Source organism: Anaerovibrio slackiae (assembly GCF_009695585.1).
GTDB classification, from domain to species: Bacteria; Bacillota; Negativicutes; order Selenomonadales; family Selenomonadaceae; genus Anaerovibrio; species Anaerovibrio slackiae.
The window spans coordinates 37690-49376 of sequence record NZ_VUNR01000020.1; the positions used below are offsets into that span (position 1 = coordinate 37690).

Below are 11687 nucleotides of genomic sequence, written 5' to 3' on the forward strand. Positions count from 1 at the left end.
ACAACATACAAATATAACACTAATTTGTATATTATATCACAAATCACAGCTGAATTACACTGCCATCACGCAACATGTACAAATATTTTTCCGACACCGCAAGTCCCAGCACACTCCTGACTGCCTCTGCGTAAAGCTCCAGCTGCATGGCATATTTCTCCTTGACCACATCCGGTGCCGTGTCCCTGTCCGTCTTGTAATCCAGCAGCACTACCCTGCCGTCAGCCTCCTGGAACAGCACATCAATCACGCCCTGATTGAATATCTCTGCTTCCTCATCCCGAACCTCTGCATAATACCTGCCGGCAGGCAGCATACGGCAGAAGGGCAGCTCACGCCACAGCTTCTCTGCCCCTGTCATGCGCCTGCCCAGAGGTGAAGCAAAAAATGCCGCAATGCTGCCTGCTCTCACCATAGCCACCTGGTCTGCCGTGATGATTTCCTGCTCCGCCAGCTCCGTCAGCTGTCCTCTGATGCCTTCCTCCGTCAGCTCCCCTGCCAAATCCAGGTGCTGCATGACGCTGTGCATCAGGGTGCCATACTCCGTGCCGCTGGTGCGGCGCTGCTTCGCTTCCTCCCTGCGCTGCAAAAACTCAGGCCGCGGAAAGCTGTACTCCCGCTGCTCCCTGACAGCCATGGCAAAAACGCCATCTGCCAGCTGCCCCATCTCCTGCAGCTGACGGGCAAACCGCCTTTTCAGCTCGGAAACAGAAAGCTTGGCAGGAACATCCTCCGTTCCCAGGAAATCATACTGCCAGCCAAGAATGCCCTCTATCTTGCAAAAGGCATCCTCCGCTACCGGCAGCGGCTCACTGCCTGCCACCAAGGCCAGAAGCTCCCCTGCCTCCCGGCTGGCAACCTGAGGCAGATGGATATCACTGCCATTCACCAGCCGTACCTGCCACTGGGACTCCCTGCCAGGGGCGGCATGCATGTACCCCAGGGGCTGCACGTACTGCTCACTGGTCATCTCCAGCACCCCGGCAAAGGCTGCCCCTGCCGGATGCCGGGACACTGCCTCTGCCACCCAGTCAAGATAGGAACCTGCCTCGGAGATGGCATATCTTGGCAGCTGGCAGCTCCTGCCGTATTCCCGGTAGCTGCACCACCTGGCAGCAGCCTTGCCTGCATCCCTTACCCTGCCTACCATAATCAGCTTTTCCCGGGCACGGGTCATGGCAACATAGAGGACACGCAGCTCCTCCGCCTTGCTCTCCTGCACCATTTTCGCCCGGACAGCCAGCCGGGAAAAAGACGGATACTTGACATTTTTTTCCACGTCAATATTATCCAGCCCCAGCCCCAGATCCTTGTGCAGCAGGATGCTGTCAGATGTATCCATCAGGTTGAATTTCTTGCCCATGTCCGCCAGCACCACCACAGGGAACTCCAGCCCCTTGGACTTGTGGATGGTCATAATCCTGACTACATCCTCGTTTTCTCCCAGGGTTCTCGCCACGGACAAATCCGTGTCCATATTCTTCATCTTCTCAATAAAGCCCAGGAACCTGAACAGCCCCCGATAATTCGTTCCCTCAAATTCCTCCGCCCGGGCAATCAGCATCCTCAGGTTCGCCTGCCGCAGCACACCCCCCGGCATACAGCCCACATAATCATAATACCCTGTATCCCGGTACACCTGCCACAAGAGCTCCGCCACCCCGGCACGGCGGGACAGCTGCCGCCAGCCGCTGAGGCTGGACAGAAACTCCGCCAGCTTGTTCTTGATAGCAGCAGACAGCTTCACCTCCGCACTGTTGGCATTCAGCATGGCCTGATAGAGATTGCCTCCCTCCGAGGACAGCCTGAGCTTCGCCAGCTGGGCTGCACTGAGCCCCACTATCGGGGAGTAAAGCACCGCCGCCAGCGGGATATCCTGCTGCACGTTGTCAATCACCGACAGCAAAGACAGCACTACCTGGATTTCCGTGGCCTGAAAATAGCCCCCATCCGTGCTGGCAAAGACGGGAATATCATTGGCCTGAAAAATCTCCTGCAGCACATCAGCCTTGCCCTTGACGGAGCGCAGCAGCACTACCACATCACGCCACTGCATCGGCCTGTAGCCATTATTCCTCTCCCCCAGGGACTTGTCAAACACCATATAGCCGCCATTTTTCAGCTGCTTCAGCCTGTCGGCAATATGCTGCGCCTCCAGCTGGAAGCTCTTTAATTCCTCCTGGTCATCGCCACCCGGATCAGAAGCAGCCTGCTCCTGCCCATCAGCACTATTTCCCATAGCAGATACCGGATTTTCTTCCGCTCCCTCTATAGCCTCAAGGCCCTTCTCGGCAATAATATCCAGCTCCACCGCCTCGCCAAGGGGCATAATACGCCCTTCCTCCGGCTCCTGATAACCATAAGGTTCCCCCGGGTTCAGCATGGCATTCTCATCGTAGTCGATTTCCATGGGCTCCTTGGTCATCAGCTGGGCAAAGACAAAATTCACCGCAGACAAAATCTCCCGGCGGCTGCGGAAATTGCGCCCCAGGGAAATCAGCTCGTTGGCACCGCCACTAACCTCCGTCTCCGCCCCATAGGCATCGTACTTGCCAATAAAAAGCCCCGGCTCCGAGGCACGGAAGCCATAGATGCTCTGCTTCACATCACCTACCGTGAACATGTTGCCGCCATTTTCCCCGGCAATCAGCCTGACAATGGTATCCTGCACCTCATTGGTGTCCTGATACTCGTCCACCATGATTTCCTTGTACCGCCTGCGCAGGGCAAGGGCAGTTTCCGAGGGCTGGACATGCCCCGGCACGGACTCAGGGGACAGCAGAAGCTGCAAGGCGAAATGCTCCATATCGCCATAATCAATGATGTTCCGCTCCCGCTTGGCAGCTGCATAGGCCTCCCCGAAGGCAATGGCCAGCTCCGCCAGCCCGGCGGCATCCACGGACAGCCCCTGCAAATCCGCCAGCATGGTGGCCTCATCATCCAGCACATACTTATCCTTCAAGCCGGTCACCGTTGCCTTCAAGGCGGCATTTGCCTGCTTCAGCTGCTCCCTGAGCTCTGCATCCACCTCCAGCTTGCCGCCCGGCATGGTCTTGAAGCTTGATTCCTTGTAGTCCAGCACCCGGAAGGCCTGATAAATCTCCTCCCATTCACCATCCAGGGAAGACATGATTCTTTCCACAATCTCCCTGGCCCTGTCCAGCCGCTCATCGTACTTGGCACGGGCCTTCTTGTCATCCACCTGGCTCACCAGCTGGCTGAACTCTGCCAGCTCGTCCTCCGCCCGTGCCATGCCGGTACGGAGCTCATCGATCAGCACCTGCCACCACTTGGCATAATCCCTCAGATGGAGGGCCGTGCCGGACATATCGGCAAAATCCTCTGCCAGCCCCTTTAGCCATTCTGCCGGGAAAGGCTGGTTCATGGCCTTTTCATGGAGCTTCAGCACAATATCGTAGAGCCTGCCATCGCCCCTGTCCGTGCCGTACTGCTCTCCCAGGTGCAAAAGCACCTCGTCCATGGCCTCATAACGCTGCTCAAAAAGCTCATCCAGCACATCCTGCTGCAAAAGCAGCAGCTCATTTTCATCTGCCACCCGGAATTTCGGGTCCAGATCCAGGGCAGAAAAATTATTCTTGATGATGCTCTGGCAGAAGGAGTCAATAGTGGAGATGGATGCCCCCGACAGGAGGATGACCTGCCTCTCCAGGCGGCTAACCAGCCGCCTGTCCGGCTTTTCCCTGTCCAGCTCCGCCGCAATAGCCTGCTGCAGCCTGATGCCAATGCGCTCGCTCATCTCCGCTGCCGCCGCCCGGGTAAAGGTGACTATCAAAAGCTCATCCACGTTCCAGGCACCCTCATCCGTTTCCGGCCGGAGAAGATGGCTCACCACACGCTCTGCCAGTACTGCCGTCTTGCCGGAGCCTGCCGCCGCAGATACAAGAATATTTTTCCCATCCAGGTCAATCGCCCTCTGCTGTTCCTTTGTCCATGCCATCAGCCGTCCACCTCCTGCTTAGCTGCCTGATTATCCGTCACATCCGTCTTATCCGTCTCCATCTTATTATCCGCCTTCACCAGTTCAGCTTTTTTCTCATGCCGTCCTGTCAGCCGTTCATCCACTGCCCTTACCTGCTCCGGAGAAAGCTCCATCTCAATATTCTTCATGAAATCCACATCCTTCTGCAGCAGCACCTGCTTGTAGCCAAAGCCCTCCAGCTGGGCATCAAAGCCGCACAGGGCATGATAGCCGCAATAAGCACAGCTGCTGAAGCCATTCCTGTCCATATATGGCTCCGGCACAATCTCCCCAGCCAGAATTGCCTCCCCGGTACCCTGCAAAAGCTTCTCCACATAAGCAAGCAGAAGCTCAAGCTCACGCTCCGTCCTGAGATGAACCTCGGATTTGCCCAGGCTGCCATCCTTTTTCAGCTTCGCATGGATAAAACGGCTTTCCCCGGAGGCAGACAGGCTGCTGTCTATCAGCTGCACCAGCTCCTCGTCCGCTACAATCCAGCCCGGCATCTTCAGCCGCTTTTCCAGCTCCGCAATCATCTCCTGCTTGCTTTCCCTATGGCTGGCCAGGCTCACCATAGGCCGCTTCAAAAAGCAGTACAGCATCCCCACCGGCACGCTGCCCTGCCCCAGCTGCTCCGCCAAAAGCTGCCCTGCCACCAGAAGATAAGTCAGAAGCTGCAGCTTGATGCCGTAGTACACATCCATAATATTGATGGAGGCACTGCCTGTCTTGTAGTCCATGACCATAAAGTAGCTGCCATCCTCCGTCATGTCGATGCGGTCAATCTGGCCGTTCAGGGACAGCATGTTGTGATTGGACAGCCTGTAGACCAGCTCCACCGCCTGCTCATTCTCATCCCGGGCAAAAATCCCGAAGCCCTGCTCAAAATAGCAGGGATGCAGCTTGCTGACCGCGTCAAAGGCACAGAGCCGCTTCAAGGCAAAATTCGCCGTATTCTCAATGCGCCTCAGCTGGATTGCCAGCTGCTTCTGCTGGAAGATAATATTATTCTGCAAGCGAGGTGCCAGCCGGTGCAGGATTTCGTGGCACAGCTGCCGCTGCTCCCCTTCCTCCACATCGCTCCACCGCCTGCCTTCCCTCTTTAGCTGCTCGCCAAACTCACGCAGCACGCCGTGGAGCAGGGTTCCCAGCTCCGGGCTGCTGAAGCCGCGGATTTTCCGCTCCTGCAATTTTAAACCATATTGAGCAAAATACTGGAAAGGACAGTGATTGTACCTTTCCAGACGGGTAACGCTACCCCGGAGATAGCCCTTTGGGGCAAAAAGCTGACCTGCCAGCTCCTCCGGCAGCCTGTCCGCCCCCATCCTGCTGACCAGGGCTTTCTGCAAAGCCGTCAGCCCCTTTGCCAGAGGCGCAGAAGCTGATTTTTTATTTTTTTCACGCTGAATAAGCAGCCAGTTGTACACCGCCTGCCATTTTTCCTCCATTACGCCATAATCCTTGCAGTGCCTGAGAGCTATGCCCAAGCCGGAAAGAGCCTGCCTGCCCTCCGCCACAAAGCCATCTCCCTGCAGGACCTGCCCCAGCTTCAGCTCCGGCACCAGCTTCCTCAGCCACTGCACCAGCCTGGCAGGCTCCCTGCCAGCCCCTGAGTCATCGGACAGGGCATAGGATACCCAGAGATATTCCCGTGCCTGGGTAAAGCCCTTGTACAGAAGATAGCCCTCGTTGTAGCTGTTTTCCTGCCCGATGATGGACAGCCGCCTGCCGGTCCTCCTGTCCCCGGCTTCCACCTGATTGATATAAATCCTGTCCGCATCCGACAGGATGACGTTCTCGCTGGAATGGCGGGGCATGCTGCCGGCATTGGCACCTGGCACATAAATCGCCCGCAGGTTGCCCAGGCTGTTCTGGTCAAAGGAAGCCAGGCTCACATAATCCAGCCCCGGCGGAATCATGCTTACTGAAAGGCTATCCAGCCCCTCCCCGGTAACAGCGGCAAACTCAGCCAGGGACGGCTCCCCGGAGCCTGTCCCCAGCTCCGCCAGCTGGTCAAGGAGCTCCATGATGCTGCGCCATATCTGCTGATGCTCCCTGGCGCCTGCCAGATTGCCCTGCTGCTCGTCCTCTGCCGCCCACTGCTCCAGCTGCTGCGGCACCCTGAGCTCCGTCAAAAATACATACACCGCCTCCGCCATATCAGCGGCAGTCCCGGCAGGCTGCAGCGCCTCCTGCAATCTGAGCAATGGCTCTGCCACCTGACGGCGTCGCCTGTCTGCCAGCTCCGCCCGTTGCAGCTGGCTCGCATCGGCATCACCATCTTCCTCATCAATGCTGTACCGGCTCACAAACTGCCAGTCCTCCGGCTGTGCCCAGACTTTTTTGCCCTTGATGCCGAACTCCAATACATAGTTTTCCAGCTCATCCATGGCATCCGGCAAAAGGCCGCAAGGCTCCTTGAAGAAGCCTGTTTTCAGGCAGCCAAAGACATTTTCATAGCTCCAGCTGCTGCGGCTGGTACAGATGGCAAGGGCTGACCGTATAAGCTCCGCCAAGGGATGATGGGTGCATTTCCGGCGAGTGGCACTAAAGAAGGGAATGCCGTACTCCTGCAGGACCATGCCTGCCATGCTGCCATAGCTGTCTTCATCCCGGATAAGGATGCCTATATCGCGCCATTTATAGCCCTCATCTCGCACCAGGCGCACAATATCATCCGCCATGGCTTCCAGCTCCAGCCGGATGGTAGCGGCTTCCGTGATTCGCAGCTGGGTACTAATCGCATCTTTCTGATCACTATTACCATTATTATTATTAGTAGTATTATTATTAGTATTATTATTAGTATTATTGGTATTATTCCCCTTATCACTCTGGCGGCTCTTGGCAATCTTGACAGGTACAGGGCGATGGGAAAGCCACTGCCTCTCCATGTCTCTCAGAAGCGGCGATACAAACCTGGCTCCCCCTGCCATGAACCGCTCCCTTACCTCCATGTTCATTTCCCCTGCCAGCTCCAGCAGGTAGTTCCTCGTGCTCTGGCTGCGGTAAAAAATATCCTCCCGTGGCACATTCTGCCATGGCTGACAGTCAGATAAGGTGCTATTATCCAGCGTCAGGGATACATGTACCCGGCTGCACAGGCCGAAAAGCACCTGCAAAAGCTGCTTTTCCAATGGATTGAAAAACAGGAAGCCATCCAGCCACAGCTCCGCCCCCTGCACAATCTTCGATTTGGGCAGCTTTTCCAGAAGCTTGCAGAGAATATCCTTGCCGTCATTGTAGCTGCCTGCCATGGCTTCATTGAAATCCTGATAGATAAGTGCCATATCCTGCAGCTTGCCGGAAAGACGCTTATCCTTTTCTGCCACCTGGCTGCCGATTTCCTGCAAGAGCTCCGGCGAAATGCAATAGCTTTTCAGCTCGTTGATAATATCCCCCAGCTCCGCGGCAAAGCCCCGCTGTCCTGCCGCCCTGGCAAAGGCGGACAGGCTCTTGTCCTTCAGCCGCCTGTCCAAAAGCTGCCGCAACAGCAGCTGCCTGCCCAGGTCTGTCAGCCCCGGCTCCAGACCGCCGCCTGTTTCCTGCAAAATCTGATAGGCAAAGCGGCGGAAGCCATAAACATAGCAGCGGCAAAAGCCCCTGCCTTCCTTCGCCAGCATAGCTGCCAGCTCACGCTCTGCCTTGTATGTCATGTGCTCCGGCAGCAGCAGGATAATGGCATCTCCTACCGGCTGCGCCAAAAGCTTATTCTTTATCTGCTCCAGGCAATAAGCGGTTTTGCCGCTGCCAGCCCGGCCTGAAATAATCTCCAGCATACACTCACTCCCCTGTCAAATTATCCGATTCTCCGGCAATTTATTTGGAAATTCATCCAGTAATTTATCTGTAAATTTATTTGTAAATTTATTTGTTTTTCATCTATACTCCAATGGGCGGAGAGGCAATGCCAATGCGGGCACGCTCGCGCTATTATCCACGCCTAGCGGATGCTAAGCTCACGCTTCGCCTTCGGCTCGCGTATTGCTAAGCACCGAGGCGCGTCTCAATGCCCTGCATTGGCACCGCCTTCTCCCCCCATCACATATCTGCCAACAGTTACATTCCTGCAGCAGCTTATCTTTCACTCTCAGTGCTTTATGTTTTTACAAAGTACAAAACCATAGTTTTCCGCATTTTCTTCCATCAAAGCACCATCCCTATTCAATTATACAATCATTGCTGCACTCAAGTAAACTAAATATCTCATGGCATATCCCCCTGCTTTGAAAATAACATGCCGAAAATTATTGCATTCATATCCACGGAAAGATTATGCCCCGTATCATACAAAATTGTTTTTTCCACACAGGGATTATCAATACAGTCTACCAGCCCTGCAAATTGATAGGATGGGTCACTGGAGCCAATGGCAACCACTGCCTGTTCCCCGTCAAACTGTTCCAGCCCATTCCTCTGCCTGTGCCAATTTATCATCAGCGGCGGATTGATCAGAAGCATTTTCCTGATATATGGATATTGCCAGCCATACATAGCACCCAAGGAAGCCCCCAGGGAAAAACCAATATAATACACTGGCACTTCTCCCCCATCAGCAGCTTCCGTTACATCATTGGCAAATTCCGCCGCCGTCATGGTGACCTCAAAATTTTCTTCCTTATCTGCACCGGCAGGATTATCCACGGTCAGCACTGCATATCCCGTCCTGTGATGAATATACTCTGCCAATTTTTTATACTTGTCCTGATAGCCGTTTACAGTACCGCCTGCCCCGGTCTTTATCACCACCAAGACATCCCTGCCTCTAAGAAAAGCTGTTTCAATATCCCAATATTCATCACAATTTTTCATGCCCTGCTCCTCCATTACACATCCCCCCTGCATTCATTTTAAGCTCATGATAACAAAGTTTATGTGCAAAAAAATGTACATTAAATAAGTACATTGATACAAAAGTATTGCCATAACGTTTCCACACGAGTAAAAAATGCTATATTTAGCTATGGTGGATATAAACAAACTTAATCATGGATATCCTATGCAAGTGCCAACAGCGATGGCACACAAAAAAGCTATCCTTCAACGAGAATCACATCTCATAAAGGATAGCTTTTTCAGTTGCAACCATTACATAACCGTTACTTCATCACAGTTACCACATTACGGGGTTGCATAGCCAGGATAGTTTTTCTCTTACAATCTCACTGCTCAGAGAACTGGTCCTTGCCTACGCCGCACAGCGGGCAAACAAAATCCTCCGGCAAGTCAGCAAAAGCAGTGCCTGGAGCGATACCGTTGTCAGCATCACCGGCAGCCTCATCATAAACCCATCCGCATACGTCACAAACCCAAGTCTTCATAATTAATCAAACCTCCTAAATATTATATCATACGGCTTCCCTGCCAACGCCTCCTGCCCCATTACAGATACGGAACACATCGGCATAATATATGCACTACATTACATAGCATAACATAACATATGCATAGCATGGCAGAGCAGCCTACATCACACACATGATTATATTCGACATCTTTCCCGAATATCCTCTAAAAATTTAAGCGGCACAGACATATTTTTTTCGTAGCCGGTTCCCAGCAGGATACCTGGCCGGTTGGCACCATGAAAATCCGTGCCTCCCGTCGGCAGCATATCGTATTTCTCAATCATTGCCCTGGCAAAAGCCCTGTCCTCATCAGTATAATTTGGATAATACTGCTCCATGCCGGTAAGCCCGAAACTCATCAGCTCCCGGAGGGAATCCTCCTGCTCCGGCCGTGACTGCCCCTTCAGGCCAATCAGCTTGTGGAAATGCGCCAGGGATGTCACGCCACCGGCCCCGCGGATGATAGGCAGGGCCTCCTCCGCCGGAATATCGCCTGCCACGCCGACCTCTTTGACAGCCGGGTTCAGGTAGTTGTCCCAGATATACTGAATGCCGTCAAAGATATTCATATCCACTATGGTACGCATGATGGCATACCTGTCCAGATGCACAGCAGAATGTCTCCTGACCATCTCCATATCTATCTCAATGCCCCTGCGGCGAAGCACCTCCACCACATCTGCCATCGAGTCCTCTTTAATATAGCGCAAACGGCTGTAAAGTTTCTGAAATTCACTATTTTCAGGGTTAAATCCCAGGCACACCACATGGATTTTGCGGCCGCGATACGCCATGGTCATCTCCATGCCGTTAATAAAGCCAACGCCCAGCCTCTCCGCCTCTGCCGCCGCCTCATCATCACCGGCAATAGAATCATGATCCGTCAGGGCAAAAGCCTCCACGCCCGTTTCCTTCGCCAGCCTAGCCAAGCCTGCCGGGCTGTAGCTACCATCAGAAACCGTGGAATGAACATGCAAATCTATCAAAAATATCACATCCCCTATCTATGCTGCATCCTGACACATTACAATGCATTATTATATCATATACGGACATTATACTACTATTAAGCCAAAAGTGCCACAAAATACCGCACTTTATTCAAAACAGATTAATGCTTGCAGCTCCGGGGCAGACTACAGCAAGCCATTATTCAGCCATTACCAGCCAATTGCTAACCAATCACTTATACTCTATCCTGTTGTCAGGCTCATGAATTACCGTGCTGACAGGACGGGAGGCAGGCTTGCTGAAGCCCCTGCCCATTACCTCGTTGGCAGACATGATAATCATGAAGGCATTACCATCCACCTCATTGGCCAGCCTTTTTACCTTTGCCACCTGGGTAAGCTTCACCGCCACAAAAATCACATCCCTTTCTTTGTGGGTAAAGGCTCCCTGCCCATGCAGAAAGGTCACGCCACGCCCCAGCTCCACGATGATTTCCTCTGCAATCTCCTCCGCCTTCTCAGATACAATCAGCACCGCCTTGCGGCTATTGAAACCGGCAATCACCCTGTCAGTAACAGTTGCATTGATGAACATGCTGATAAGAGTGAACATGGCCGGTGCCACGCCGAACAAAAATGCTGCAACCAGCATAATCAGGCAGTTAAAGCCAAAAATCACACCGCCCATGTGCAAAGAATAATATTTCTTGACAATGGCACCAATAATATCAAAGCCTCCTGTACTGCCGTCCATACGAAAGACAATACCATAGCCTATACCATTGAACACACCGCCAAAAATCGCCGCCAGCATCAAATCCTCCACCGGCAGATACCCGTTCAGAAACCGCGTAGCATCCAGGCACAAAGAAAAAAGCACCGTACCAATAACTATATCAATCGTGTACTTCTTCCCCATCAGCCTCCATGCCGCCAGCAATAAAGGCACATTATATACAAGTGTCTGCACGCCAATAGGCAAGTCTGCCAGATAATAAAATATGATGGCAATGCCCGTCACACCACCGGTCAAAAGATGAGATGGCACCAGAAAAAGATTGATAGAGCTGCTGGCAATCAGGCAGCCCAGAGCAATGCCGGCATAGTGCATGAGCTTATGTTTCAAGGTTCTGGTTCTGATTATTCTTCTGCTTCGCATCATATTCATCCCCACTTTCATTTCGCAGCATAAGCCGCTCAGTTTAGCAGCACACATAACAAAAACAACAGCACTAGTACAATTATATTCCCCTGGCTATAATCATATCACAACTCCGGCAATTTTTGAATTACTCCCTCCTAACGCCTAGGCGTTTGAGGAGGGAGATTCCCACTTCTACGAGAACAGCCTTCTGCCTTGGCAAAAGGACTTACACACTCTCCGTGGGCGTTAATTTCCGTAATTCCTAC

The 11687-nt window shown here is 53.1% G+C and carries 6 protein-coding genes; all 6 read right to left on the reverse strand.

Annotated elements, in window-relative coordinates:
- Positions 1-43 precede the first annotated feature (43 nt).
- The 6 genes from addA to FYJ84_RS10120 all read right to left on the reverse strand — a co-directional run bounded on the left by addA (position 44) and on the right by FYJ84_RS10120 (position 11439).
- Complete coding sequence (gene addA, locus FYJ84_RS10095; protein WP_154407487.1) at positions 44-3958, reverse strand: helicase-exonuclease AddAB subunit AddA; 3915 nt, start codon at positions 3956-3958, stop codon at positions 44-46.
- Positions 3958-7758 carry a PD-(D/E)XK nuclease family protein gene (locus FYJ84_RS10100; RefSeq protein ID WP_154407488.1) on the reverse strand — a complete coding sequence of 1267 codons (3801 nt, stop codon included), beginning with the start codon at positions 7756-7758 and terminating at the stop codon, positions 3958-3960. Before FYJ84_RS10100 ends, addA begins: the two co-directional genes overlap by 1 nt.
- A 427-nt stretch (positions 7759-8185) precedes the next feature.
- Positions 8186-8791: an alpha/beta hydrolase family protein gene (locus tag FYJ84_RS10105; protein WP_154407489.1), complete on the reverse strand. Its 606-nt coding sequence runs from the start codon at positions 8789-8791 to the stop codon at positions 8186-8188.
- A gap of 350 nt (positions 8792-9141) precedes the next feature.
- Positions 9142-9300, reverse strand: a complete 159-nt coding sequence (gene rd, locus FYJ84_RS10110; protein ID WP_154407490.1) for a rubredoxin — start codon at positions 9298-9300, stop codon at positions 9142-9144.
- A gap of 161 nt (positions 9301-9461) precedes the next feature.
- Positions 9462-10322: a PHP domain-containing protein gene (locus FYJ84_RS10115; RefSeq protein WP_328596371.1), complete on the reverse strand. Its 861-nt coding sequence runs from the start codon at positions 10320-10322 to the stop codon at positions 9462-9464.
- Positions 10323-10509: 187 nt separating this feature from the next.
- On the reverse strand, positions 10510-11439 hold the full coding sequence (locus FYJ84_RS10120) for a YitT family protein (RefSeq protein ID WP_235901419.1): 930 nt from the start codon (positions 11437-11439) through the stop codon (positions 10510-10512).
- Positions 11440-11687 lie beyond the last annotated feature (248 nt).

Coding starts and splice junctions, on each gene's coding strand:
- addA (WP_154407487.1), bottom strand. CDS start 3,958: ATGGCATGGACAAAGGAACAGCAGAGGGCGATTGACCTGGATGGGAAA.
- FYJ84_RS10100 (WP_154407488.1), bottom strand. CDS start 7,758: ATGCTGGAGATTATTTCAGGCCGGGCTGGCAGCGGCAAAACCGCTTAT.
- FYJ84_RS10105 (WP_154407489.1), bottom strand. CDS start 8,791: ATGAAAAATTGTGATGAATATTGGGATATTGAAACAGCTTTTCTTAGA.
- rd (WP_154407490.1), bottom strand. CDS start 9,300: ATGAAGACTTGGGTTTGTGACGTATGCGGATGGGTTTATGATGAGGCT.
- FYJ84_RS10120 (WP_235901419.1), bottom strand. CDS start 11,439: ATGATGCGAAGCAGAAGAATAATCAGAACCAGAACCTTGAAACATAAG.